The organism is Roseomonas sp. KE2513, assembly GCF_016107305.1.
Classification (GTDB): domain Bacteria; phylum Pseudomonadota; class Alphaproteobacteria; order Acetobacterales; family Acetobacteraceae; genus Roseomonas.
The window spans coordinates 75,176-98,061 of record NZ_RCVR01000017.1 but is presented as its reverse complement, the minus strand read 5'-3'; the positions used below and the strand labels follow the sequence as shown (position 1 = coordinate 98,061).

The window sequence follows — 22,886 nt, the reverse complement described above, 5'->3', positions numbered from 1 at the left end:
CGGGGCAGCGCTTCAGCCACGGCATTCGATGCCCAGTGCGGCGCCGGCGCTACTCGACGGCCGCGCCGTCCTCATCCCGCGGGTGAAAGCTGAGCGAGGCGCCGTTCATGCAGTAGCGCTCCCCGGTCGGGCGCGGACCGTCAGGGAAGACATGGCCTAGATGCCCGCCGCAGGTGGCGCAGTGCACCTCCGTCCGGGTCATGAAGTGGGAGCGGTCGGTCGTGGTGCGGACGGCGCCCTCGATCGGCTTCCAGAAGGAGGGCCAGCCGCTGCCGCTCTCGTACTTCGTGTCGCTCGTGAAGAGCGGCGACTGGCAGCCGGCGCAGTGGAACACGCCGTCCCGCTTCTCGACGTTCAGCGGGCTGGTGCCGGGGCGCTCCGTACCGTGGTGGCGCAGCACGCGATAGGCCTCGGGCGAGAGGCTCTCCCGCCACTCGGCGTCACTGCGCTGGATCGGGTAGCTCTCGTCGCTCATGCCGCGCGCTCCTTCAGGCGATGGGCGAAGCCCTTGCGGAACTTGGCCACCTTCGGCGCCACGACGGCACGGCAGTAGCCCGACCACGGGTTGCGGTTGAAGTAGTCCTGGTGCTCCGCCTCAGCCGTCCAGAAGGTCGGCGCAGGGGCAAGCTCGGTCACGATGAGCCCGTCATAGAGGCCCTCCCGCTCTACCTCGGCCATCACCTCCTTCGCGGTCGCCTCCTGCTGGGCTCCGTCGAAAAAGATCACGCTGCGGTATTGCGGGCCCACATCGGCGCCCTGGCGGTCCTTCGTGGTCGGGTCGTGGATCGTGAAAAAAACCCGGAGGATGTCCGCGTAAGAGACCACGGCGGGGTCGAAGACCACGCGCACCACCTCCGCATGGCCCGTCCGCTTGCCGCAGACCTGCTCGTAGGAGGGGTTGTCCACATGGCCCCCGGCATAGCCGGACAGCACCTCGGAGACGCCTTGCAGGTTGCGGTACACGGCGTCGAGGCACCAGAAGCAGCCGCCGCCGAGGAGCGCGACCTCGGAGCCGGCGGGTGGGGAAGCAGGGTTCTCGATCATGCGCGGAATATGGTTATCTCGGGTCCGTTCACCAAGGCAGGGCCGGGCCACCCCCTTTGCCCTCCGGCGCGCATCGGTCCAGTTTGCGCCGTCATGACCTTCCCCGCCCCCCACCCGGCCCCGTTCCCCGAGGCCGCGCCCGAATCCCTCGGTTTCGACCCGGCGAAGCTTGGCGAGGCTGTCGCCTTCGCCGAGTCCCGCGAGACGCCTTTCCCCCGCGACCTCCTCGCGCATCTGGAAGGCGGCCACTTCGAGCCGGCACCCGACAATGAGGTGCTCGGCCCCGTCCAGTCGCGCGGCGCGCCCAATGGGCTGATCCTACGCGACGGCGTGCTGGCGGCGCGCTGGGGCGACACCCGCCAGGCCGACATGACCTTCTCGGTCGCGAAGTCCTGCCTCTCGGTCCTCGCGGGCATTGCCCGTGGCGACGGGCTGATCCCCGACCTCGACGCCCGCGTTTCGGAAAGCGTCGACGACCCCGCCTTCGACGGCCCGCGCAACGGCGCCATCACCTGGCGGATGCTGCTCCAGCAGACGAGCGAGTGGGAGGGCACGCTCTTCGGCAAGGCGGACCAGATCGACCGCGGCCGCGATCTCGCGAGCGAGGGAAAGAAGCCGAAAGGCTGGCCCCGCCCCCTCGCCGAGCCCGGCAAACACTGGGAATACAACGACGTCCGCGTGAACGTCCTCTCCCTCGCCCTTCTCCGCACCTTCGGCCGCGCCCTGCCGGAAATCTGGCTGGAACGGGTGATGGAACCCATCGGCGCCTCCCCCGACTGGCGCTGGGAGGGCTACCGCACCTCCACCGTCGATCTCGGCGGCGAACCTGTCGTTTCCGTGCCCGGCGGCGGCCACTGGGGCGGCGGCATCGTCACTCATGCCGAGGACCAGGCGCGACTCGGCCTGCTGATGCTGAACGACGGCACTTGGAACGGCCGCCGCATCCTGCCCGAAGGCTGGGTCGCAGCCTCTGGCGAGCCGGTGTCGCTGCACCCGGACTACGGCCTGCTCTGGTGGCTCAACAGCAGCGGCCGCTTCCCGAAAGCCGACCGCGCCAGCCTCTTCGCCGTCGGCGCGGGTGGGAATACGATCTGGATCGAGCCCGCCACCCGCCTCGTCGCCGTCTTTCGCTGGCTCCACCCTGAGGCCCTGCCAGGGATGATCGCCCGCGTCTCCGACGCCCGCACGAACTGAAGCCATGCACGCCGAAATCCACGCCGAAACCCTCACCCTCGACACCCATGTCGACATCCCCTGGCCGGAGATGATCGACCCGCGCGGGACGACGCAGCGGAACGTCGATTTCGCCCGGATGAAGGCCGGCGGGCTAAAGGCGGTGGTCTTCATCGCCTATACGCCGCAGGGCCCGCGCACGCCCGAGGACCACGCGGAGGCCGGCGCTCGCGCCGAGGCCATGCTCCGCCACATCCGCGACACCGCCCATGGCGAGGGCCGCCGTATCGTCACTCGCGTGGCGGAGCTGGAGGCCGCCCACGCCCTCGGCGCCACGGCGGTGTTGCTGGCTGTCGAGAATGGCAATGCCATGGGCCACGATCTCTCCCGCCTCGCGCTCTGGCGCGGGCTGGGGGCGATCTATCTCACCCTCACCCATGACGGGCACAACGACCTCGCCGACGCCGCCCGCCCGCGCCACGGCCGGCCGGAGCCGGCGGTCCTGCACGGCGGTCTCTCCCCCCTCGGCCGGCAGGCGGTGGAGGAAATGAACCGGCTGGGAATGCTCGTGGACGTCTCCCACGCCTCCCGCGATTCGATGATGCAGGCGGTGGAGTGCTCGCGCGCACCCATCGTTGCTACCCACGCCTGCTGCGCCGCGCTGCGTGCCCACCCGCGCAACCTCGATGACGCCCAGCTCGACGCGCTCCGGGATTCAGGCGGGCTGATTCAGATCACGGCCGTGCCCGCCTTCCTGCGCGACCCCGGACCCGATGGGCGCTTCGCCGCGAGCGTTGAAGACATCGCGGACCACGTGGACCACGCCGTGCGCCGCATCGGTCTCGAGCATGTCGGCCTGTCCTCCGACTTCGACGGCGGCGGTGGTGTCAGAGGCTGGATGCACGCGGGCGAAACGGGCGGCCTGACCGAGGCGCTGCACCGCCGCGGCTACGACCGCGAAGCGATCGGCGCACTCTGGGCCGGCAATTTTCTCCGCGTCTGGCGCCGGGCGGAGGAGGTCGCGGCGGAGGGTTTCTGACGCCTCATCCCAGGGCGGGCTGCGAGGCGGGCACGATCCGCGCCAGCTCCGCCTGCAGCGCCTCCTGCGTGAGGGGCTTGGACAGGTAGCCGGCCATGCCCGTGGCGCGGCAGGCGGCGATGTCGGTTTCCATCACGCCCGCAGTCAGTGCCACCACGGCCACGGTCCCGCCCTCCTTCGGCGGCAGGGCGCGCAGGCGCCGCGCGGCCTCCAGCCCATCCATCCCGGGCATTGCAAGGTCCATCAACACGGCGTCGAAGGGCTCCCCCTTCCCGGCAGCATGGGCCACCGCCGCCAGCGCCCTCTCCCCGCTCTCCACCAGTTCCGCCCGGTGCCCGGCGCGCTCCAGCAGGGCGCCGGCCACCAGCCGGTTCGTCTGCACGTCGTCTACAACCAGGACCCGCAGCGAACGCAGCCCGTGCGCCGCAGCGACTTCGGGCGCGGGTGCAAGCTCGGGAATCTCGCCTGCCTCAAGCGGCAGCTCCACCCAGAAGCAGGCGCCGGTCCCGCCTTGGGCGGCCGCGTCCGGGTTGTCCTCCACCCCGATCCGGCCACTCATCGCCGCGACGATTCCTTGGGCAATTGCGAGGCCGAGGCCGAAGCCCTCGCTGCGCGGGGTCGCGGCCGCGTGGTGCAGGCGGACGAAATCGTGGAAGACCTTCGCGCGCTCGCTGGCGGGAACCCCGGGTCCTTGGTCCAGGACCTCGAGGCGAAGCCGCGGCGGTCCCGCACCCTCCGCCGTGCACCGGCTCCGCAACCGGACGAGCCCCCCCTCCGGCGAGAACTTCACGGCATTGGAGAGAAGGTTCAGCACGAGCTGTCGGACCCTCATCGGGTCCAGCAGCACCGCTTCCGGCAGCGAGGCGTCGTGCTCGGTGGCCACGGCGATGCCCGCAGCGGAAGCGCCGGGGCGGATCAGCGCGGCGCAGGCCTCCAGCAGCGGCACGAGGACGACCGGCATCCGCCGGAGCGGCATGCGCCCAGCCTCGACATGGGCGAGGTCCAGCACGTCGTTCGCGACGTCCAGCAGGTGGCGCCCCGCGGCCTCGAGCATCGCGGCGCGGTCGCGATGCGCCGGCGGCAGCGCCGGGTCGCTCGCCAACGCCTGGGCCATGCCGAGCACCCCGTTCAGCGGCGTGCGCAGCTCGTGGCTCATCCGTGCGAGGAAGCGCGACTTCGCCGCCCCCGCCGCCGCGGCCTCGTCGCGCGCCGCCGCGAGATCGGCGGCCGCGCGCTTCTGCTGCGTGATGTCCGTCCGGATGCCGACCGACCCGCTTCCCGGCACGCGCCGTTCCGTCACGAGGATCCATCGTCCATCCGGCAGCAGCCGCTCGACGGGTGCGGTGTTCCAGGCACGGCGGTAGTGCTGCATCGCCTCCGCCACGAAGCGCGCCTTGTCGGGGCCGGCCTGCGGATATTGGCCGTGATGAGCACCGTAGAGCATGATCTCGGTCATCGTGGCGCCAGGGCGGATCGCCGGGGCGCTTTCGCGGTAGAAGTCGCGGTAGCGCTGGTTGCAGACGATCAGCCGGTCCTGCTCGTCCCACATGACGAAGCCGTCCGACATGGCCTCGATCGAGGATTCTAGCAGTTCCCGCCCACGGGCGCGCTCGGCCTCGGCCCGGTCCCGCTCCCGGAGCATCGCGAGCAGCAGCCCCGTGATCGCGACAATGAGGATCGCGAGCCCCCCGGCCGCGAGCAGGATGCGCCGCTCGTTCTCCTGCCAGCCGGCCAGCGCCGGCCCGGTGTCCTGCACCGCCACGACATTGATGGCAGGATAGAGGGTGCGTCGCAGGCCGATCACGCGGCCGGCCTCCACGCCCTCGGCCAGGGCGCGCGCCAGGGGGCGGCCGATCCGGGCTTCGTCGTGCGGGGCGCTGGCCAGCAGCACCCGGTCGTCCGACCGCGCCAGAAGGATACGCTGACCTTCCAGCTCGCCCCAGGCGCCCCGGCCAGCGAGCTCGGCGGCGACGACGAAGACCGGCAGCTCCGCGACGGCCAGCAGCGGCGGCAGGCCCGGCAGGGAGACACGACGCGACAGGAACAATGCCCATTCCCCGGTCGCCGGGTTGGGCACGGGGCCGGCGATGGTCAGCCGCCCCCCGGCACCGGCCACCGGCGTGCCCTCGGGGAGCAGCGCTGCGTGCGGCACAGGCGGCGGGCGCCTGCGGGAAACCGGCAGGGCTGAGGCGATGGGTGCGCCGCCTTGCGCCGGCAACAGCGTGAGGTCGCGGAGGCCGGCACTGCTCTCCACCAGGCCCATCAGGACGCGGGAGAGGGTGCCGGTGCGCAGGGCGGCCTCGGCCTCCGTTCCGCCGTCGCCGCCAGGCAGCGCGGCGGCGAGCAGGTTCGGCAGCCCCGCGAGCGCGCTGTCCGCCGCGAGGAAGCCGCGGTTGACGGCGGTCGCCGCGCCCTCGGCGGCGGCGGTGGCCGCGGCCCGCGCGTCGGCAAGTGCGGTGGCGCGACCGCGCTGGACAATCTGCGAGGCCGTCTCGGCCTCGGCCGCGAGCAGCGCGAGCGCGGCCAGGAGGATCGCGCCGCCGTTCGACGGCAGCCGCAGCGGCCAGGTCCGGCGTGCCCGGCGCACCCCTCCGTCGGCCGGCGCGGGGATCGCCATCCCCTCGAAACGGGAGCCTGGTGTGAGTGCCGCCACGGTCAGCGCTCCTGCGGCGCCGCGATGCCGAGGGCGGTGCCGACCTGCGCGTTCCAGGTCTCCGCGCAGCCCGGGCCGCAGCGATCGGCCCAGCGGGGCATGATCACGTCCTTCACCAGGCGGCGGCGGGTGGCGTCGTCCTCGGGTGTGACGGGAACGAGGGTCATGCGGCCCCTCGCGCGTCGACCGGACGATGAGGCCATCAGTTCGGCGGGGCAGTTGGGGTGGCCGGTGTTGCAGGCCAGGCCGAGCCCGGTCTCGGTGTCGGCCGCGTCCCAGATCCTCGCCTCGAGGGCGGAGAGCTCGCTCCGCAGCATCTCCCGCACGGCTGGGGGCAGGGCCGCCCAGGCCGCCCTGTTCGCACCGAAGATCGAGACGCCCCAGCCGAGCGCCATGGCATGGACGTGGGTCGTGACCTCGTTGAGGCCGATCTGCCACCCGGACAGCGTGCCGGTAATGGCGCATTCGACGATGCCCATCCGCACGGAGGGGACGGTTTCGGCGAAGGTGGTCAGGACCGGGACAGCGCCGAGGCCCGCGACCCATTCCGAGACGGCGGCGGAGGGGGTGCGGACGCGCCGTCCGCGCAGGTCCATCATCCCCGAGAGCGGCCGGTTACAGAAGAGGACCTGCGCCGGGTAGACATAAATACCCAGAAGCTCCGTCTCGTGCCGATCTCGCAGCGTATTCTCCAGCCAGGATCGCTTGGCCGCAACGATGCGCCGGAGCGTCTCCATATCGGGGGCGATCCCCGGCAGGTCGACCGAGGACAGCTCCGGCTCCTCGGCTGCGACGACCGGGAGGAGCGCGGTACCGAAGAGGGTGACGCCCAGCCGGAGCAGGCGCAGCGCCTCTGGGCCGCGGATGCCGCTGCGATCGAACGGGGCGATGTCGGCCGTGACCCGGCCGCCCGTCACCTCCGGCAGACGCCGCGTCCAAAAGGGCTCCTGAAGCCGCGTGTACTGGCTCACGCCGTCCAACCCGCCCACCACCTGCAGCCGGATCGGCGCATCCGCCGCCGGCCCCGCGATGGCGGCAGGGGGCGTCTGGGCAAGGAGGGAAGGAGGAGTTGCGAGGAGAAGCGCGGTCGGAAGAAGCGCCCGCGCAAGGCGCGAAGGGGCCGGCCGGCGTGGCATGTGGCCGCGCGAGGCCGTCCGCATCGCATCCCAGGGCAAGCGCATGTTGACCGCTCCCTCGCCGGGCTCCCCACAGCCCTGGACACCCGACGATCACGAAGAAAGGAGTACAGTCACCGGGAGGCACGAACAACCCTGGCGCGTGCGTGACCTCCCTTCCGCAGGCTTATGGTGCGTTGCGTGTCACTCCAGCCGGATGCCCGCGGCCTGGACGAGTTGCCCGAGCCGGTCGGCGTCGCGCCTGACGAGGGCCGCCGCATCGGCCGCCGTTCCGCCGCCGGGGATGTACCCGCTTTCCACGAGCCGACGGTTGATGGAAGGATCGGCGATTGTGCGCCCGAGCGCCCCCTCCCATCGGCGCACCACCTCCGTCGGCAGCCCCGCCGGGCCGAGGACCATGTACCAGACCGACATGTCATAGCCGGGGATGCCCGACTCCTGCACGGTCGGCACGTCTGGCAAGGAGGATGCGCGCTCTGGCAGCGTTGTCGCGAGCGCCCGCATCCTCCCGGCGCGGATATGCGGCAGGTAGGTGGCGAGGGTGTCGATGTTGACGTCCACGTCCCCCGCCAGCAGCGCGGTGACGGACTGGCCCGTGCCGCGATAGGGCACGTGGGTCATCCGCAGCCCCATGCGCTGCGCGAGCAGCTCGCTCGCCAGATGCTGCTGGCTGCCGACGCCGGAAGTGCCGTAGTTCAGCCCGTCCGGCTTCTCGCGGGCGAGGGAAGCGAGGTCCGAAACGGCCCGGGCCGGGCTCTCGGCCCGCACGACCACCACCAGCGGCAGAGTGCCGACGAGCATGATTGGCGTGAAGTCGCGGAGCTGGTCGTAGGGCGGCGGCCGCATCATCGGTGCGACGGTGCACTGGGTGCTCACCGTGCCGGTCACCAGCGTGTAGCCGTCCGGCCGCGCTCGCGCCGCGGCGGCCGCCGCGAGGGTGCCGCTCGCGCCCGGGCGGTTCTCCACGGTGACGGGCTGGCCGAGCTCCTCCTGCAGGCGCGGACTGAGCATCCGGGCGACGATGTCCGTCCCCCCGCCGGGCGCGAAGCCGACGAGCATGGTGATCGGCCGTGTCGGATAGGTCTCCTGCGCCGCCGCCGCGAAGGGCAGCGCGGACAGGCCGCCGATGAGGGTGCGCCGCTGGACCATTCTTTTCCTCCGTGTTGTTTGGGGCAGCAGAACAGGCCGAGGGGCGCCCGTCCAGCGCCGTCAGCCATCCACGGACGTGGCGAGGCTGGTTCTCCGATTGTGACCGGTGGCCAGACGCGTGCTCATCATAGGTTGTGGAGGCAGCCGGCGCGCTCCGCATGCTTGGGCAATGCGAAAGAAGATCAGGCCCCACAGGGTCCACGATGAACCGCGCTGCGACCTGCACATAGCGGTCGAGCGGCGGCGCTTCCCGCCCCTGCCCTGGCTCTGGAGCATCCGGAGCGGCGACGAGTCCCTGGCCGTCTCCGACAGCGGCTTCGCCGGGGCCGAGGAGGCCTGGGAAGCCGCGCGGCGGGAGCTTCTCCGCTGGAACGCGGCGCGGCCGGGCATACCACTGGTGCGCCCCCGCCGCGCCTGAAGCGCCGTGCCCCCGCCGGCGCGCGGGGGCGGCGTTTTCTCCGTCAGCAGGTCACCAGGGAGGGCGGGATGGTAAAGCCGGACAGTATCTCCTGCGAGGAGGCCTTCCTCCGCGCGCGGGCGCAGAAAACGAGGATTGCCCTTCAGCGCGAGATGATCCTGAGCCTCTCCGAACTGGGCATGACCGAACTGCTGCCCCCCGCCCGGCGTCTTCTCGCGCGCCTTCAGGTGACGGACCGGCTGATCGTCGAACAGTTGCGCCACGCGGTCGAGGCCAGGCGCGCTGCGTCGCCATCTGCGGAGGGGTAGGGCACCACCGGCCGCGCCATCGGGAAGAGGCGTTTCCACGCGACCCCGGACGATTGGGAGAAGAGGCCTGCGGGCGGCTAGAAAAAGAGAATTGCTGCCGTGCTGCGCAACATGACCACACCCTTGTCACACCTTTGCCCGATTAGCCGGGGATAGGCACCCTGCTTCGGGCAAGGTGGCACCTCGCCGCCACGCCAGGGATGAACCCCATCCCTACCGCCCGGTGAAGGGGTTGCTGCTCTTGCTGTGTTCGTCACTTCCGCTGAACGCGCCTGCCGAGGCCCCTCAGCAGCCATTGATCCTGATGCTGAACGGCACGGCGCACCAATCCCATGACGGGCACGGCGCACCGCGCCGCCGGTCGATGGCGCGACGGGCGACGGATATTGCCGCGGCGATCGCGCTGCTGGCCATCACCTTCCCGCTGATGGTGCTCGCTGCCCTGGCCATCCGCATCGAGAGCCCCGGGCCGATCCTCCTGCGCGAGGCGCATCTCGGCGAGGGCGGCCGCGTGTTCACCCTGCTGACATTCCGCTGCGTTCGCTGGAGCGGCGCCCTTCAGCCACCGGTGCCCACGCAGGTTGGCCGCTTGCTCCAGCGGCCGCGGATCGACCAGCTTCCGGTGCTGTTCAACCTCCTGCGGGGCGAGATGACCCTTATCGGCCCCCCTCCGGCCCGGCTGAGCGGGAGCGGCCCGCGGGCTGTGGTGCCCGCTGCCACGCCGGGGCTGAGCGGGTGGGCCTCCCTGTCCTAGTGCCCCGTGGCCTAGCGCCCGGCGTCCGCGCCGGTCAGGGCAGGAGCCAGAACAGGATCTTCCCGAGCAGCCACCAGAGGACGCCCGAAGTCAGCAGGACGAGCACGGCCGCAACCGGCCAGGGCAGGCGGTGGCGGCGCCGTCGCAGGGGATCCGCGTCGAGCGGCGTCATGGCGCGTCACGCGGTGCGTGCCAGGCTGCAGACCCGCCGCGATCGGGGCTGGCGGTCACGGCGTCTCCAGTTTCCGCTTCGCCCGGCGCAGCAGCCAGCCCCAAACGCCCGGCGCCTTGCCGATTGCGTCCCGCAGCGCGCGCAGTTCCGCCTCGGCACGGGATTTCGCGACGGTGGCCTCCACCGCCTGCCCGCGCGCGACCTGACGGCCCTCCTCCAGCTCCGCCAGGCGGCGGGCGAGGAAGGCGTCGGTTCCCCTCTCCTCCACCTCCCGTAACCGGGCGCGCGCCTCCTCCAGCTCGCGCCGGAGCTGGACGAGCTCGGCCTTCGGGTCCGAGCGGTGGCGCGATGTCCGCGCGGGCTTGGGAGGACGGCGCCTCATGAATTTCGCTCCTGCAGACGCGGACCAACCGCGCCGCCCCCCACTCCTACCGGCGTGGCGGCGAGGCCGCGCGGCGGAGAGGCGGCCGGTTTTCGCCGCCGCCCCTAACTCGCAGGGCGCGCAGCGGGAGTCACCCCGTGAAGCCCACTTCACGGGTGGGACGCGGGGAAGTTGTGTCGCCGGTGCCGCTCAGCCGAGCGACCGCGCCCGCACTGCCCTCGGGACCGCAGTCCGCGCCGGACAGAGAGCCCCTGCGGACGCACGCAGGCACGGCGACACCTCCCGGCAGCCGGTTCAAGCCATCCAGCACTCATTACTTTCCCCGGGTTGCCCTGAATTCAACGCGGCGCGGGGCATCTTGCCGCACCAGAATCAGAGGCGGGCAAGATCCGTGCCTTTGCTGGAGGCCAGTGTTTTCAGGCCTTCTGGAAGCAGTTCCGTCTCAGCTCACCATGAATGTAAAACTCTCCGACCGAGTGGCGCTCACCGGAAGGCGGCGTCGTACATCATGCGGACCGTGCCGTCGGCCGCGCAATTGGAAGGCGTCGAACGAAGCTCGGCTTCCGCGAGGCGCCTTATTCGGCGCGCTCGGCCGCAGTGACGCGCAGACCCTGCTCCTGGACAGCGAGCGTCGCGTCACTCTTTGCCGCAGGGGCGGCGTTGGTCCAGCGGCAGACGCGCGGCGCCATCTGCATCTGGTAGAACATGCCCATCGCCCCCTGCGCCTGCGCAGCATGACCCAGGAGCAGGACAGGCATGGAGGCAGGCGGCGAGCGCGAGCTTCTTCACGACGGGCATTTCCCAGCAGCCCCGAGGATCGGGGCCGTTCAGTGTCCATTCGGGGACGCCGATGAACGATGCGTGTAGCAGGCGGGTTTTTCGGCAACTCGCGCGGGTTTTCGGCCGGAAGCGTCCCTACTGCAGGGCGCCCCAGCGCGGCACGGCGGGCTCCGCCGCCGCCCACTTCCAGTCTTCGCCTTGTCGGCAGGCGGTGGTGACGAACCATCCGCCCTCCGACACGCTGAACAGCGCCTCGCGGCAGGTCGAGAGAGGGCTGGTCATCTCGCGCAGCAGGCGCACCTCGCCCTCGTCGTTGCCGAAGGGGATGTCGTGCCGGATGCGCCAGGGCCGCACCTCACCGGGCGCAAGGCTTCCGATGACCTCGGCGACCGCGTCCTGCTCGCCCCTCGCCCGCGCGCGGACGGCCCAGTCAAGGCCTGCCTGTATACCGGCGCGGGTGCCGACAGCGATGGCGAAGCCGGCCGCCGGATTGCTCGTGACCGTGCCGGCGGCGATGCCGGCCGCGGCCCCCGTCAGGTCCGCCGCCAAGCCGCAGCCGGCGAGCGGCATCAGCAGGAGCAGCGCGAGGCCGCGCCTCATTGCAGGCTGCCCCAGCGCTCCGTCGCCGGTTCGGCGGAGGCCCAGCGCCAGGCTGCCCCGTCCCGGCAGACATAGGCGGTGTAGAACCCCCGCCGCGGTGTCTCTTCAGGCCGGGTCGTCGCATCGACGGAGAAGATGATCTCCTTGCAGTGGATCGGCCCCGCCTCGATCACGCGCACGACTGTCACCTGGCCGCGCTCGTCAGGCTCGATCGGCACGTCATGGGTGACGGACCAGGCCGCCACCCCGCCCACCGGCAGCGGACCTGCGGCCCCAGCCACGCTGTCCTGTGCGGCGGCATGGGCGCGGCGCTGGGCATAGTGCAGCCCCGCCCGTGCCCCGGCCTGCACGCCGAGACCGATCCCCGTCGTGGCGGTGGCTCCGGCGCCGACGGCATTCGCGAGGCCCGCGCCGGCCAGCCCCGCCACGGCTGCGCTGCCCTCAGTCAACAACTCGGAACAGGCCGGCAGCGCCAGGCCAACCAGGAGGAGCGGCGCGAGGGCCGGACGGAAGCGGGGCGTTCGGCGCTGCGGCATCGTTTCTCCCGATCGCGGGCATGCGGCCCGGTCGGGCCTATCATGCCGCAGCCCCGGGCCACGCCACAGCCCTGCCAAGGGTTCAAACGATGCCGATACTGTTGCGCCGACGCTCGGAAAGCTCGCGGGCTTGCTTTGGCTCGGGGAGAGAGCTGCGCTCAGACGCCTCCGGCGTGCGCAGCCGCCGCGAGCACAGAACAGGTGAAATCTCAGGGGGAAGATGGAACCTGGGTTTCAGGCGTGGATGGTGGGCGCACAAGGGCTCGAACCTTGGACCCGCTGATTAAGAGTCAGCTGCTCTACCAACTGAGCTATGCGCCCACACCACCATCCCGGGCCTTTCGGCTTCGGGGCTCCGGAGCGGCGCTGTTTCGCATCGCCCGGGCGGCGCCTTCTACCCCATCCGCCCGGCAGGTCAACCCCCTAAAGCAGCCCTCTTTCCGAGGAGGAGGCGAACTCCGCGTCCGGGTGGACACATGCGCTGCCGAGCAACCCGAAGCCGAGCATGACCGTGATCGTCGCTGATCCGCCGCGGCTGATCAGCGGAAACGGTCCGCCGCCCACGGGGATGCTGCCCGTCACCATGGCGATGTTGATGAAGACATAGAAGAGAAAGTTCACCCCCAGGCCCAGAGCGAGCAGTCGGCCGAACTGATGGCGGCAGCGGAGCGCCGTGAGCAGTGCGAAGGCGATCGCGAGCGCGAGGAGGCCGGGCGCCTTCGCGGGACGTCCCTTGATGGCCATGCCGTCGCTAGTGCCCTCTCCACGCGGAGTCGGGGCGCGCCAAGGCCCCGGGCGGCAGGATGCCGGCGAGGCCGAGCTCGAAAATCCGCAGCAGGTCCAGCCGGTCGAGCTGCGTGAAGAGCTCCACCTCGGGCCAGCCGTTCTCGCCCGCCCGCATAACGGCAACTGGCAGGCCAGCCGGAAAGGTCGCTGCCTGAGCCGAGGTAACCACGCGCTCCCCCCTGCGGCTGCATGCCCCGGCGCCAGTGCTGCGGCCTTGGCCGGGCGCCGTTCGTGCCGACCATCATCGCCCGCGCCCGGGATCCTTTGAGGACCACCGGAATGCCGCTGTTCATGTCGGTGACGAGCAGGATGCGGGCGCCGACCTCCGCCGCCCTCCCCGCTAGGCCGCGCTCGTCCAGTGCCACCTGCCCCTTCTCCACCTGGAGGCACGGGCCCGTCGCGATGAGCAAGGCGCGGGCATAGGTGCCACCGGCATCGGCCACAACGCGGGCGGTGCGGAACCTCGGTGCGGGGTCCGGCACGAAGAGGAGCTGGCGGCGCAGCATGGCGTTCTCCGCCTCCAGCGCGAGGGCGGCGGCCTGCCAGCGGTGCAGCCGCTCATTCTCCTCCCGCAGGCGCGTGGCCTAGCGGCGGAGGTCGAGCAGGCCCTAGGCCTCTAGCAGGACGGAAAGGACCGCCGAAACCGGGTAGGACGCGGCGGCTTAGATCGGTGCCAGCAGGTCGGCCACGGCCATGCGGCCCCTCTCCACGAGGGTGGTGTCGGCCTTGCCGATGAGCATGATGCCGAAGGCGGCGGCGATGAGCACGGGAACGGAGAAGCGGGCGAGGGCCTGGCGCGGGGGGCGCTCAGCCGGATCGTCCTCGTCCGCCTCGGCTTCAGTTCATCCGGGCCGGGATGAAGACGCCGCAACTCCTTAACGCCGCAGGATCAGGAATCAGCAGGGCCCAGTTCACTGCGGCTCCGCTCCATCACGAGTGATGCATTAATACATCGAGGACAGGACGTGGCGAAGCCGCTTCATCTCCTCAAGAGCCCGGCCCGTTCCAAGCGCCACGCAGGAGAGCGCCTCCTCCGCCACGATCACGGGCAGGCCGGTCTGCTCCCGCAGCGCCGCGTCCAAGCCGTGCAGCAGGGCGCCGCCGCCGGTGAGGACGATGCCCTTGTCCACGATGTCCGCCGCGAGCTCCGGCGGCGTGTTCTCAAGCGCGACCTTCACCGCCTCCACGATCTGCGAGACGGGCTCCGCCAGGCATTCGGAGATCTGGCGACGGGAGACATAGACCTCGCGCGGAACGCCGTTCACGAGGTCGCGGCCCTTCACCTCGCAGATCGGCCCCTCCTCCCCGTCCTCCGGGGCGGTGGCAGCGCCGACCTCCATTTTTATCCGCTCGGCCGTGCTCTCGCCGATGAGGAGGTTAAATCCGCGGCGGACATAGGAGATGATCGCCTCGTCCATCTTGTCCCCGCCAACGCGCACGCTGCGGGCGTAGACGATGCCACCGAGGGAGATGACGGCCACCTCCGTCGTGCCGCCGCCAATATCCACGATCATGGAGCCGGAGGGCTCCGTCACCGGCAGGCCGGCACCGATAGCAGCCGCCATGGGCTCCTCGATCAGCAGGACCTTCCGCGCGCCGGCCGACTCGGCGCTCTCCTGGATGGCGCGCCGCTCGACGGCGGTGGAGCCGGAGGGGACGCAGACGATGATCAGCGGCGAGGCAAAGGAGCGGCGGTTGTGCACCTTGCGGATGAAATGCTTGATCATCTCCTCCGCCACTTCGAAATCGGCGATCACGCCGTCCCGCAGGGGCCGGATGGCCGAGATGTTCCCGGGCGTGCGGCCGAGCATGATCTTCGCCTCCTCCCCCACCGCGAGGACCTGCTTGCGGCCGCGAAGGTCGGCGATGGCGACGACCGAAGGTTCGTTCAGAACGATGCCCTGGCCCTTCACGTAGACCAGCGTGTTGGCCGTACCGAGGTCGATGGCCATGTCGGCCGAGAGGAAGCCGAACAGGCTTGAGAGCATGGGCGTCGGGCCTCGGCATGAACGGGACGAGCCCGGCGCGCCGGGCGTGGCGGTGACTAGCGGCAAGGGGGGACGCGCTCAAGTCCGAACCGCCAGCCGAGGCGGGAAGATGACGTTACGGAAACCGTACGCTCGGGCAGACGTTCCTAAGCCAGCGATCAACAACGCAAGGAACAAGCCCATGAGGAAGACCAGCCTCGCCCTTCTCGCCCTCGCCGGTTTGAGTCTTGGCGCCTGCGGCTACAGCACCGGCGACCGCGCGGTTTCGGGCGGCCTGCTCGGCGCCGGCGCCGGCGGCGTCATCGGCTCCCTCTCCGGCAATGCCGGTGCGGGCGCGCTGATCGGCGGCGCGGCCGGTGCGGCCGGCGGCGCGCTGACCAGCGGCAACGACGTGAATCTCGGGCGCCCCGCCTGGCGCTGATCCGGACCTGCTTCCCAGACACGCGTTGAGCGGGGCGCCTTTTCGGAGGCGCCTCGCTTTCTTTCCCGCCGTCGTTGCAAACGATTGAGCTTGCATGGGCCGGGAACGGGGTTTTCCATCCGTCAGGCGACGCCCCTCACGCGGCGCGCCAAGGGTGGGAAACGAAGAAATGGCTATATTCACCTGCGAACCGGTGGCGCACGCGCCGGCATGCGGCTGCGGAACCGGACGGCGCGGGCTGTTGCGCGGCGTGGCTGCACTGGGCGCAGCCTTGAGCTCGGGCCTCATTGCGGCACCGGCATTCGCCCAGGTGGCCGCTCCCCGGCCCCGCCGCATCGACGTGCATCACCACCTGACGCCGCCGATCTACAAGGACGCCGCGCTGCGCCGCGTGGAGATGTCGCCGCCTGCCCGGGACTGGACACCCGAGAAGACCGTGGCCGACATGGACGCCGCCGGGATCGACGTGGCCATGCTCTCGGTCAGCACCCCCGGCCTCGGCTTTGCAGAGGGCGAGGAGCGGCGCCGTCTGGCGCGTGTATGCAATGAGTACGCGGCGGAGATGGCCCAGCGCCACCCAGGCCGCTTCGGCTCCTTCGCCGCCGTGCCGCTGCCCGACGTCGATGGCGCGCTGGCGGAAGCGGTGTACGCGCTTGACACGCTGAAGGCGGACGGGCTGCTGCTCTTCACCAGCTACGGCAACACCTGGCTCGGCGACGAGAAGCTGCACCCGCTCTACGAGGAGCTGAACCGCCGCAAGGCGATCGTCGCCACCCACCCGCTCTCGCCGCAGTGCTGCACGAATGTGGTGCCGCAGATCGCGGACACGGTGGTGGAGTTCGGCACGGATACCAGCCGCACCATCGCGAGCCTGATGTTCTCGGGCACGGCGGCTAAATACCCGGAGATCCGCTTCATCTTCTCGCACGCGGGCGGAACCTTGCCCTTCCTGATCGAGCGGCTGGACTTCCAGGCCCGCCCGCCGGCGCAGTCGGCGAAGCTGTTCGGCGGCGCAGTGCGGCCGGCGCTGGGCCACTTCCTCTATGACACGGCGCAGGCCGCGAACCCGGTCGCGCTGGGGGCGCTACGGCAGGTGGTACCGACGAGCCAGATCGTGCTGGGGACGGACTTCCCTTATCGCACGAGCCCCGAGCAGATTCAGGGGCTGGCGGGATGCGGGCTGGACGCGGCGACGATGCGCGCCATCGAGTGCGGCAATGCCGAGGCGCTGATTCCCCGGCTGAAGGTTTGAGGGCCGGGCGGCCGCGCCGCATGGCGCGACCGCGACTGGTTCAAGCGGCAGGCACGGTCATTTCCGCGGGCGCGGTGCGCTCGCGCTTCACGAGCAACTTGTTCAGCGCGTGGACATAGGCGCGGGCGGAAGCGACGATCGTATCGGTATCCGCCCCCTGCCCGTCCACGAGCTTGCCCTTCTCCTCAAAGCGCACGGTGACGCGCGCCTGGGCGTCGGTGCCGCCGGTGACGGATTGCACGGCGTAGAGCTTCAGCGCGACCTCGTGCGGATAGGCCGAGCGGATGGCGTTGAAGGTGGCGTCCACCGCGCCGTCGCCCACCGCCGTGCCCTCGATCTCCTCGCCGTCGATCTCAAGCTTCAGCGTGGCCATGGGGCGGGTGTTCAGGCCGGAGGTGACGGTCAGCGCCGTCAGCTTCACGCGGTCGTTCTGGCGGACCACCTCGTCATCGACCAGGGCCGAGACGTCCTCGTCGTAAACCGCCTTCTTACGGTCCGCGAGTTCCTTGAAGCGGCGGAAGGCGTCGTTCAGCGCATTGTCGCCGAGCTCGTAGCCCAGGGCCTTCAGCTTGTCGCGAAAGGCGGCACGGCCGGAATGCTTGCCGAGGACGAGGGAGTTGGTGGTCCAGCCCACGCTCTCCGGCGTCATGATTTCGTAGGTGGAGGCGTCCTTCAGCACGCCATCCTGGTGGATGCCCGATTCATGCGCGAAGGCATTCCGGCCGACGATGGCCTTATTCGGCTGAACGTCGAAGCCGGTGATGGTTGCCAGCAGCCGGGAGGTGCGCAGGATGTTCGGCGTGTTGATGCCGGTGCGCCGCGCGATCGCGTTGCCGCGCGTACGGAGCGCCATCGCAACCTCCTCGAGAGAGGCGTTGCCCGCGCGCTCACCAATACCGTTGATCGTGCACTCCACCTGCCGTGCGCCGGCCTGGATGGCGGCGAGCGTGTTAGCGACGGCAAGCCCCAGGTCGTCGTGGTTGTGGGTGGAGAAGATCACGCCATCCGCACCCGGCACGCGCTCGCGCAGCATGGAGAAGATGCGCGTCATATCCTCGGGCAGGGCGTAGCCGACCGTGTCCGGCACGTTGATGGTGGTCGCGCCGGCCTTGATGGCGGCTTCCACGCAGCGGCAAAGGAACTCCGGATCCGTGCGGCTGCCGTCCTCCGCGGACCACTCCACGTCATCCGTGTGGTTGCGGGCCAGCGTGACGCTGCGCACCACCGCGGCCAGCACCTCCTCGTTGGACATGCGGAGCTTCACGCGCATGTGCAACTCGGAGGTGGAGATGAAAGTGTGGATGCGGCCACGGGCGGCGGGCTTTATGGCCTCGGCGGCACGCAGGATATCGCCATCGGCCGAGCGCGAGAGGCCGCAGATTACCGGGCCGTCCTTGGCGAAGCGGGTAGCGATGGAGTGGACGCTGTCAAAGTCGCCGGGGCTGGCGATAGGGAAGCCGGCCTCCAGCACGTCGGCGCCAAGTTCCGCCAGGCTTTCCGCCATGCGCAGCTTCTCCTCCAGGTTCATGGAGAAGCCGGGGGACTGCTCGCCGTCGCGCAGCGTGGTGTCGAAGATGATGACGCGGTCGTCGGCGATGTTGCCGAAGCTGGGATGGTTCGCGGACATGGGCCGCTCCTCTGATCTCTCGATGGAATGACATGCGGGCGCGTCGCCCGGGGTTCCCCCTGAGCGATGCGGGCCTTCAGCCGCGCGTCACGCCCAGGGGCGAGGAAGTCGAAGGAGAAGCGGAAGGAGGGCGAGGGCCGGACGCGCGGCGGCAGCGGCCAGGAGGCCGGTGCGGGTGGGCGCGAAACGGGCGTGGCTCGCCTGCATGAGTGGGATGGTAACTTCCAAGGACGGCTGAAGCAAGCTTGAAAGGGTGCCCCCTCCCGGTAACGGGAGGGGGCGGGGGCCTCAGTTCTTGGTCTGGTCGACGAGCTGGTTCTTCTTGATCCAGGGCATCATGCCGCGCAGGCGCTCGCCCACCTGCTCGATCGGGTGCTCGGCCAGGCGGCGGCGGGTGGCCTTGAAGCTCGCCTGGTTGACCTTGTTCTCGAGCATCCAGTCGCGGGCGAACTTGCCAGACTGGATGTCGTCCAACACGCGCTTCATCTCGGCCTTCGTCTCGGCGGTCACGATGCGCGGGCCGGTGACGTACTCGCCGTACTCGGCGGTGTTGGAAATGGAGTAGTTCATGTTCGCGATGCCGCCCTCGTAGATGAGGTCGACGATCAGCTTCACCTCGTGCAGGCACTCGAAATAGGCCATCTCGGGGGCGTAGCCGGCTTCGGTCAGCGTCTCGAAGCCCGCCTTGATCAGCTCCACGAGGCCGCCGCAGAGAACCGCCTGCTCACCAAACAGATCCGTCTCGCACTCCTCCTTGAAGGTCGTCTCGATGACGCCCGAGCGGCCGCCACCGATGGCGGAGGCGTAGGAGAGCGCGATCTCGAGCGCGTTGCCGCTCGGGTTCTGGTGAACGGCCACGAGGCAGGGGACGCCGCCACCCTTCTGGTACTCGCCGCGCACCGTGTGGCCGGGGCCCTTCGGCGCGATCATGAACACGTCGATGTCGGGGCGCGGGTCGAGCAGGTTGAAGTGCACGTTCAGGCCGTGCGCGAAGGCAAGGGCCGCGCCCTCCTTCAGGTTCGCGTGCAGGTGCTCGCGGTAGAGGTCGCCCTGCCCCTCGTCGGGGGTCAGGACCATGACGACGTCGGCCCACTTCGCGGCATCGGCCGGGGACATGACGGTGAAGCCCGCGGCCTCGGCCTTCTTCGCGGAGGCGCCGGGGCGGAGGCCGATGACGACATCCTTCACGCCGGAATCGCGCATGTTCATCGCGTGGGCATGGCCCTGGCTGCCGAACCCAATGACCGCGACCTTGCGGGCCTTGATCAGGTTCACGTCCGCGTCGCGGTCGTAGTAAACGCGCATAGTCACTCCTTGTGGTCGGATATCGTCAGGCCGCGAGGCTGCGCGGACCCCGCGCGATGGCGACGGCGCCCGTGCGGGACACCTCCGCCAGCCCCAGCGGCCGCATCAGCGCCACGAAGGCGTCGATCTTTTCGGCCGTGCCGGTCATCTCGAAGGTGGCGCTCTCGTGGCTCGCATCGACCACGCGGGCGCGGAAGGCGTCGCCGAGGCGCAGCGCCTCCATGCGGGCGTCGCCGCGGCCGATCACCTTGATGAGCGCGAGTTCGCGCGTGAGGTGTGGGCCTTCCAGCGAGAGGTCGGAAACGGTGTGGACGGGCACGAGGCGGTCGAGCTGCGCCTTGATCTGCTCGATGATCATGTCGGTGCCGGTGGTGACGACGGTGATGCGCGAGAGGCGGCGTTCCGCATCAACCGGCGCCACGGTCAGGCTCTCGATGTTGTAGCCGCGGCCGGAGAAGAGGCCGATGACGCGCGCGAGCACGCCGGCCTCGTTCTCCACCAGCACGGCGATCGTCGCCGTGCGCTGTGTCGTGTCGGACATGCTCAGACCAGCACCTTGCCCTCGTCGGTGACGCCGGCGACGCCACCCGTCTGCCCCGCGCCGAGGATCATCTCGTTATGCGCCGCGCCCGAGGGGATCATCGGGAAGACGTTTTCCTTCTGGTCCACGCAGATGTCGGCGATGACCGGGCCGGGATGCGCGATCATCTCGCGGATCACGTCGTCGAGCTGGCTCGCATCCGTCGCGCGGAGCCCGCGGGCGTGGAAGCTCTCGGCGAGCTTCACGAAATCGGGCAGCGAGGCCGAGTAGCTCTCGGAATAGCGCGACCCGTGCAGCAGTTCCTGCCACTGGCGCACCATGCCCATGTACTCGTTGTTGAGGATGAAGACCTTCACCGGCAGGCGGTACTGCGCGAGCGTCCCCATCTCCTGGATGTTCATCAGGATGCTCGCCTCACCGGCAATGTCGATCACCAGCGCGTCGGGGTGGGCGATCTGCACGCCGGCGGCGGCGGGAAGGCCGTAGCCCATCGTGCCCAGCCCGCCCGAGGTCATCCAGCGGTTCGGCTTCTCGAAGCCGAAATACTGCGCGGCCCACATCTGGTGCTGGCCGACCTCGGTGGTGATGAAGGTGTCGCGCCCCATCTCCCGCGTGATCTCATACAGGCGCTTCACGGCGTGCTGCGGCTTGATGATCGAGCCCGACTGCTCGTAGCGCAGGCAGTCGCGGGCGCGCCAGCTGTCGATCTCGCGCCACCAGGCGGCGACCGCCTCGCGGTCCTGCTCGGCGCTGTCGGCCTCCCAGGCCTCGATGAGCGCGCTCAGCACGGCACCGGCATCGCCCACGATGGGCACGTCCACCTTGACGTTCTTGTTGATGTTGGACGGATCGATGTCTGCGTGGATCTTCTTCGATTCCGGCGAGAAGGCGTTCAGCCGCCCCGTCACGCGGTCATCGAAGCGGGCGCCGATGTTGAACATGACGTCGCAGCCGTGCATCGCGAGGTTCGCCTCGACGGTGCCGTGCATGCCGAGCATGCCGATGAAGCGCGGGTCGCTGGCCGGGAAGACGCCAAGGCCCATCAGCGTGTTCGTGCAGGGCATGTTCGCCATTCGCACGAACTTCGTCAGCAACTCGCTTGCCTCGGGCCCCGCGTTGACGATGCCGCCGCCGGCATAGACCACCGGGCGGCGTGCGCCCTTGAGCAGCGCGACGGCCTTCGCGATGGCCGCTCCGTCCGGCCGCGTCTGCGGGCGGTAGGAACGGTGCTCCTCGCGCGGCGCCGCCTCGTAGTTGCCCTTCGCCAGCAGGATGTCCTTCGGCAGGTCGATCACCACAGGGCCCGGACGGCCGGAGCGCGCGACGTAGAAGGCATCATGCACGGTGCGGGAGAGGTCGCCGATCCGCTTCACGAGGTAGTTGTGCTTCGTGGCCGGGCGCGTGATGCCCGTCGTGTCCGCCTCCTGGAAGGCATCGTTGCCGATGAGGTGCGTGGGCACCTGGCCTGTCAGGCAGACCAGCGGCACGGAGTCCATCAGCGCGTCCAGCAGTCCTGTCACGGCATTGGTGGCACCGGGGCCGGAGGTGACAAGCACGCAGCCCACCTTGCCGGTGGAGCGGGCGTAGCCCTCCGCCGCGTGCACCGCCGCCTGCTCGTGGCGAACCAGGACGTGGCGAATGGCGTTCTGCTGGAACAGCGCGTCGTAGATCGGCAGTACCGCGCCGCCGGGATAGCCGAAGATAACTTCGACGCCCTGCTCCTTCAGCGCGCGGAGGACGATCTCGGCACCCGTGAGGGTGCTCTGGTCGATCTGGGCAGGCAGGGTGGCGGACATGGCGGCTCCTCCGGCGAAGTCTCGCGGGAAGCGTCATCTACGGGGCGTACTGCAGCGCGTCAATGCAGCAATTTCATTAATGATAAGATTTCGTCGATCTGACTTTCCGAAAATTGCGCCTCATGCTCGATTCGCGCATTGATGATATGCGTCCAGCACGGGGCAAGCTCATGATGGCGGAACCAGGTGGCCTGCCGCTTGGTGTACTGGCCGATCGCGAGACAGGCTCGCCGCCCCGCCTCCTCAGCCGTCAGCCAACCGGAAAGCATCGCGGAGATCTCCGGTACGCCGTGGGCGCGCATCGCAGGCAGCGAAGGGTTGAGCCTCTGGGCGAGCAGCGCCCGTACCTCCTCCACCGCGCCTGCTCGGATCATCGCCTCCCAGCGGGCTGCGATCGCGGCGCGTAGGATGTCGCGCGGCGGATCCAGCCGGATAGCGCGAAAGGCATAGGGCGCGGGACCGGTGGAGGGCGCCTCGGCCTGCCACTCGGCGATGCCCCGCCCTGTCGCGCGCAGGACCTCCCAGGCGCGGGCGAGACGCTGGCTATCCCCAGGCCGCAACCGGACCGCGCTCCTCGGATCCTCGGCTAGGAGACGGGCGTGCATCGCCGGCGGCCCTTCCCGCTCCAGCAGCGCCCGCGCCTCCTCCCGCACCTCATCGGGAATGGTCGGCATGGAGGAGAGGCCCCTCGTCAAGGCGCTGAAATAGAGGCCGGTGCCGCCGCAGAGGATCGGCAGGCGGCCCTCCGCCCGCGCCTGCTCCATCGTCCCTAGCGCCTCCTCGCGCCACCAGGCCACGGAGGCTGCGCTGGCCGCCGGGTGCACGCCGTAGAGCGCGTGCGGCACCAGCGCCTCCTCCTCGGGCGAGGGGCGGGCCGTCAGTACGCGCAGCTCCCGGTAGACCTGCATCGAGTCGGCATTAATCACCACGCCGCCGAGCCGCCGGGCCAGGCGGAGTGCCAGCGCCGACTTGCCCGAGGCAGTAGGGCCGGCGAGGAGAAGGGCCGGAGGGTTCTCGGCGCTCATT

25 protein-coding genes and 1 tRNA gene are annotated in these 22,886 nt (G+C 70.2%); 7 read left to right on the top strand and 19 right to left on the bottom strand.

The annotated features are described in order from the left end of the window. Positions 1 to 49 precede the first annotated feature (49 nt). Together msrB and msrA are read right to left on the bottom strand one after the other, a co-directional pair. A complete protein-coding gene (gene msrB, locus D9599_RS17705) occupies positions 50 to 475 on the bottom strand; it encodes a peptide-methionine (R)-S-oxide reductase MsrB (RefSeq protein ID WP_198382601.1) in 426 nt (141 codons plus the stop codon). Further along, entirely contained in the window at positions 472 to 1,044 is a 573-nt protein-coding gene (gene msrA / locus D9599_RS17700) for a peptide-methionine (S)-S-oxide reductase MsrA (protein ID WP_198382600.1), read from the bottom strand. The genes msrB and msrA overlap by 4 nt, the downstream gene beginning before the upstream one ends. Before the next feature lie 93 nt (positions 1,045 to 1,137). Between msrA and D9599_RS17695 the strand changes: the two genes are divergently transcribed. Together D9599_RS17695 and D9599_RS17690 are read left to right on the top strand one after the other, a co-directional pair. Further along, a complete protein-coding gene (locus tag D9599_RS17695; RefSeq protein WP_198382599.1) occupies positions 1,138 to 2,238 on the top strand; it encodes a serine hydrolase in 1,101 nt (366 codons plus the stop codon). Between the two features lie 4 nt (positions 2,239 to 2,242). Further along, positions 2,243 to 3,256, top strand: coding sequence for a dipeptidase (locus D9599_RS17690; protein ID WP_198382598.1), 1,014 nt, complete (start codon positions 2,243 to 2,245; stop codon positions 3,254 to 3,256). Positions 3,257 to 3,260: 4 nt separating this feature from the next. On the opposite strand, the gene D9599_RS32295 is transcribed toward D9599_RS17690, so the two are convergent. The 3 genes from D9599_RS32295 to D9599_RS17675 all read right to left on the bottom strand — a co-directional run bounded on the left by D9599_RS32295 (position 3,261) and on the right by D9599_RS17675 (position 8,194). Then, positions 3,261 to 5,909 (bottom strand): PAS-domain containing protein, encoded by a 2,649-nt coding sequence (locus D9599_RS32295; protein ID WP_198382597.1) that lies wholly within the window; start codon positions 5,907 to 5,909, stop codon positions 3,261 to 3,263. 2 nt (positions 5,910 to 5,911) lie between these two features. Further along, the gene (locus D9599_RS17680; RefSeq protein ID WP_198382596.1) at positions 5,912 to 7,090 is read right to left on the bottom strand and encodes a TRAP transporter substrate-binding protein; all 1,179 of its coding nucleotides are present in this window, start codon (positions 7,088 to 7,090) and stop codon (positions 5,912 to 5,914) included. Between the two features lie 138 nt (positions 7,091 to 7,228). Then, entirely contained in the window at positions 7,229 to 8,194 is a 966-nt protein-coding gene (locus tag D9599_RS17675; RefSeq protein ID WP_198382595.1) for a tripartite tricarboxylate transporter substrate binding protein, read from the bottom strand. Between the two features lie 169 nt (positions 8,195 to 8,363). Between D9599_RS17675 and D9599_RS17670 the strand changes: the two genes are divergently transcribed. From D9599_RS17670 to D9599_RS17660, 3 genes are all read left to right on the top strand, one after another. Continuing rightward, positions 8,364 to 8,612, top strand: a complete 249-nt coding sequence (locus D9599_RS17670) for a hypothetical protein (RefSeq protein ID WP_198382594.1) — start codon at positions 8,364 to 8,366, stop codon at positions 8,610 to 8,612. Positions 8,613 to 8,680: 68 nt separating this feature from the next. After that, a complete protein-coding gene (locus D9599_RS17665; RefSeq protein WP_198382593.1) occupies positions 8,681 to 8,920 on the top strand; it encodes a hypothetical protein in 240 nt (79 codons plus the stop codon). A 304-nt stretch (positions 8,921 to 9,224) separates the two neighbouring features. Next, on the top strand, positions 9,225 to 9,674 hold the full coding sequence (locus tag D9599_RS17660; protein WP_198382592.1) for a sugar transferase: 450 nt from the start codon (positions 9,225 to 9,227) through the stop codon (positions 9,672 to 9,674). Between the two features lie 34 nt (positions 9,675 to 9,708). Here D9599_RS17660 and D9599_RS17655 read toward each other — a convergent pair whose 3' ends face one another. From D9599_RS17655 to D9599_RS17615, 9 genes are all read right to left on the bottom strand, one after another. Beyond that, a complete protein-coding gene (locus tag D9599_RS17655; protein WP_198382591.1) occupies positions 9,709 to 9,846 on the bottom strand; it encodes a hypothetical protein in 138 nt (45 codons plus the stop codon). Between the two features lie 55 nt (positions 9,847 to 9,901). Beyond that, entirely contained in the window at positions 9,902 to 10,228 is a 327-nt protein-coding gene (locus tag D9599_RS17650; protein WP_198382590.1) for a hypothetical protein, read from the bottom strand. Between the two features lie 575 nt (positions 10,229 to 10,803). Beyond that, entirely contained in the window at positions 10,804 to 10,986 is a 183-nt protein-coding gene (locus D9599_RS17645; protein WP_198382589.1) for a hypothetical protein, read from the bottom strand. 157 nt (positions 10,987 to 11,143) lie between these two features. Further along, positions 11,144 to 11,608 carry a hypothetical protein gene (locus tag D9599_RS17640; RefSeq protein ID WP_198382588.1) on the bottom strand — a complete coding sequence of 155 codons (465 nt, stop codon included), beginning with the start codon at positions 11,606 to 11,608 and terminating at the stop codon, positions 11,144 to 11,146. After that, the gene (locus D9599_RS17635) at positions 11,605 to 12,144 is read right to left on the bottom strand and encodes a hypothetical protein (RefSeq protein WP_198382587.1); all 540 of its coding nucleotides are present in this window, start codon (positions 12,142 to 12,144) and stop codon (positions 11,605 to 11,607) included. The genes D9599_RS17640 and D9599_RS17635 overlap by 4 nt, the downstream gene beginning before the upstream one ends. Before the next feature lie 245 nt (positions 12,145 to 12,389). Then, positions 12,390 to 12,465, bottom strand: a tRNA-Lys gene (locus D9599_RS17630). A 102-nt stretch (positions 12,466 to 12,567) separates the two neighbouring features. Beyond that, a complete protein-coding gene (locus tag D9599_RS17625) occupies positions 12,568 to 12,888 on the bottom strand; it encodes an FtsW/RodA/SpoVE family cell cycle protein (protein ID WP_198382586.1) in 321 nt (106 codons plus the stop codon). A gap of 7 nt (positions 12,889 to 12,895) precedes the next feature. Then, a complete protein-coding gene (locus D9599_RS31410; protein ID WP_232480623.1) occupies positions 12,896 to 13,099 on the bottom strand; it encodes a hypothetical protein in 204 nt (67 codons plus the stop codon). Between the two features lie 775 nt (positions 13,100 to 13,874). Then, entirely contained in the window at positions 13,875 to 14,918 is a 1,044-nt protein-coding gene (locus tag D9599_RS17615) for a rod shape-determining protein (RefSeq protein WP_198382585.1), read from the bottom strand. Between the two features lie 181 nt (positions 14,919 to 15,099). Between D9599_RS17615 and D9599_RS17610 the strand changes: the two genes are divergently transcribed. After that, a complete protein-coding gene (locus D9599_RS17610) occupies positions 15,100 to 15,339 on the top strand; it encodes a hypothetical protein (protein WP_198382584.1) in 240 nt (79 codons plus the stop codon). Positions 15,340 to 15,610: 271 nt separating this feature from the next. Next, complete coding sequence (locus D9599_RS17605; RefSeq protein WP_198382583.1) at positions 15,611 to 16,591, top strand: amidohydrolase family protein; 981 nt, start codon at positions 15,611 to 15,613, stop codon at positions 16,589 to 16,591. A 40-nt stretch (positions 16,592 to 16,631) separates the two neighbouring features. Here D9599_RS17605 and D9599_RS17600 read toward each other — a convergent pair whose 3' ends face one another. The 5 genes from D9599_RS17600 to miaA all read right to left on the bottom strand — a co-directional run bounded on the left by D9599_RS17600 (position 16,632) and on the right by miaA (position 22,885). Next, on the bottom strand, positions 16,632 to 18,218 hold the full coding sequence (locus D9599_RS17600; protein WP_198382582.1) for a 2-isopropylmalate synthase: 1,587 nt from the start codon (positions 18,216 to 18,218) through the stop codon (positions 16,632 to 16,634). Positions 18,219 to 18,506: 288 nt separating this feature from the next. Next, positions 18,507 to 19,523 carry a ketol-acid reductoisomerase gene (gene ilvC, locus D9599_RS17595; RefSeq protein WP_198382581.1) on the bottom strand — a complete coding sequence of 339 codons (1,017 nt, stop codon included), beginning with the start codon at positions 19,521 to 19,523 and terminating at the stop codon, positions 18,507 to 18,509. 25 nt (positions 19,524 to 19,548) lie between these two features. After that, positions 19,549 to 20,064 carry an acetolactate synthase small subunit gene (gene ilvN, locus D9599_RS17590; RefSeq protein ID WP_043833632.1) on the bottom strand — a complete coding sequence of 172 codons (516 nt, stop codon included), beginning with the start codon at positions 20,062 to 20,064 and terminating at the stop codon, positions 19,549 to 19,551. Between the two features lie 2 nt (positions 20,065 to 20,066). Then, positions 20,067 to 21,860 carry an acetolactate synthase 3 large subunit gene (locus tag D9599_RS17585; RefSeq protein WP_198382580.1) on the bottom strand — a complete coding sequence of 598 codons (1,794 nt, stop codon included), beginning with the start codon at positions 21,858 to 21,860 and terminating at the stop codon, positions 20,067 to 20,069. A 59-nt stretch (positions 21,861 to 21,919) separates the two neighbouring features. Then, positions 21,920 to 22,885, bottom strand: a complete 966-nt coding sequence (gene miaA, locus D9599_RS17580) for a tRNA (adenosine(37)-N6)-dimethylallyltransferase MiaA (protein WP_198382579.1) — start codon at positions 22,883 to 22,885, stop codon at positions 21,920 to 21,922. Position 22,886 lies beyond the last annotated feature (1 nt).

Excerpts from the sequence above, each read along its gene's own strand:
- ilvC (WP_198382581.1), bottom strand. The coding sequence starts at position 19,523 with ATGCGCGTTTACTACGACCGCGACGCGGACGTGAACCTGATCAAGGCC.
- D9599_RS17600 (WP_198382582.1), bottom strand. The coding sequence starts at position 18,218 with ATGTCCGCGAACCATCCCAGCTTCGGCAACATCGCCGACGACCGCGTC.
- D9599_RS17640 (WP_198382588.1), bottom strand. The coding sequence starts at position 11,608 with ATGAGGCGCGGCCTCGCGCTGCTCCTGCTGATGCCGCTCGCCGGCTGC.
- D9599_RS17660 (WP_198382592.1), top strand. The coding sequence starts at position 9,225 with ATGCTGAACGGCACGGCGCACCAATCCCATGACGGGCACGGCGCACCG.
- D9599_RS17675 (WP_198382595.1), bottom strand. The coding sequence starts at position 8,194 with ATGGTCCAGCGGCGCACCCTCATCGGCGGCCTGTCCGCGCTGCCCTTC.
- D9599_RS17695 (WP_198382599.1), top strand. The coding sequence starts at position 1,138 with ATGACCTTCCCCGCCCCCCACCCGGCCCCGTTCCCCGAGGCCGCGCCC.
- ilvN (WP_043833632.1), bottom strand. The coding sequence starts at position 20,064 with ATGTCCGACACGACACAGCGCACGGCGACGATCGCCGTGCTGGTGGAG.
- D9599_RS17645 (WP_198382589.1), bottom strand. The coding sequence starts at position 10,986 with ATGCCTGTCCTGCTCCTGGGTCATGCTGCGCAGGCGCAGGGGGCGATG.
- D9599_RS17670 (WP_198382594.1), top strand. The coding sequence starts at position 8,364 with ATGCGAAAGAAGATCAGGCCCCACAGGGTCCACGATGAACCGCGCTGC.
- D9599_RS17615 (WP_198382585.1), bottom strand. The coding sequence starts at position 14,918 with ATGCTCTCAAGCCTGTTCGGCTTCCTCTCGGCCGACATGGCCATCGAC.
- D9599_RS17665 (WP_198382593.1), top strand. The coding sequence starts at position 8,681 with ATGGTAAAGCCGGACAGTATCTCCTGCGAGGAGGCCTTCCTCCGCGCG.
- D9599_RS17585 (WP_198382580.1), bottom strand. The coding sequence starts at position 21,860 with ATGTCCGCCACCCTGCCTGCCCAGATCGACCAGAGCACCCTCACGGGT.
- D9599_RS17650 (WP_198382590.1), bottom strand. The coding sequence starts at position 10,228 with ATGAGGCGCCGTCCTCCCAAGCCCGCGCGGACATCGCGCCACCGCTCG.
- D9599_RS17690 (WP_198382598.1), top strand. The coding sequence starts at position 2,243 with ATGCACGCCGAAATCCACGCCGAAACCCTCACCCTCGACACCCATGTC.
- D9599_RS17680 (WP_198382596.1), bottom strand. The coding sequence starts at position 7,090 with ATGCGCTTGCCCTGGGATGCGATGCGGACGGCCTCGCGCGGCCACATG.
- D9599_RS17655 (WP_198382591.1), bottom strand. The coding sequence starts at position 9,846 with ATGACGCCGCTCGACGCGGATCCCCTGCGACGGCGCCGCCACCGCCTG.
- D9599_RS17635 (WP_198382587.1), bottom strand. The coding sequence starts at position 12,144 with ATGCCGCAGCGCCGAACGCCCCGCTTCCGTCCGGCCCTCGCGCCGCTC.
- D9599_RS17625 (WP_198382586.1), bottom strand. The coding sequence starts at position 12,888 with ATGGCCATCAAGGGACGTCCCGCGAAGGCGCCCGGCCTCCTCGCGCTC.
- miaA (WP_198382579.1), bottom strand. The coding sequence starts at position 22,885 with ATGAGCGCCGAGAACCCTCCGGCCCTTCTCCTCGCCGGCCCTACTGCC.
- msrB (WP_198382601.1), bottom strand. The coding sequence starts at position 475 with ATGAGCGACGAGAGCTACCCGATCCAGCGCAGTGACGCCGAGTGGCGG.
- msrA (WP_198382600.1), bottom strand. The coding sequence starts at position 1,044 with ATGATCGAGAACCCTGCTTCCCCACCCGCCGGCTCCGAGGTCGCGCTC.
- D9599_RS17610 (WP_198382584.1), top strand. The coding sequence starts at position 15,100 with ATGAGGAAGACCAGCCTCGCCCTTCTCGCCCTCGCCGGTTTGAGTCTT.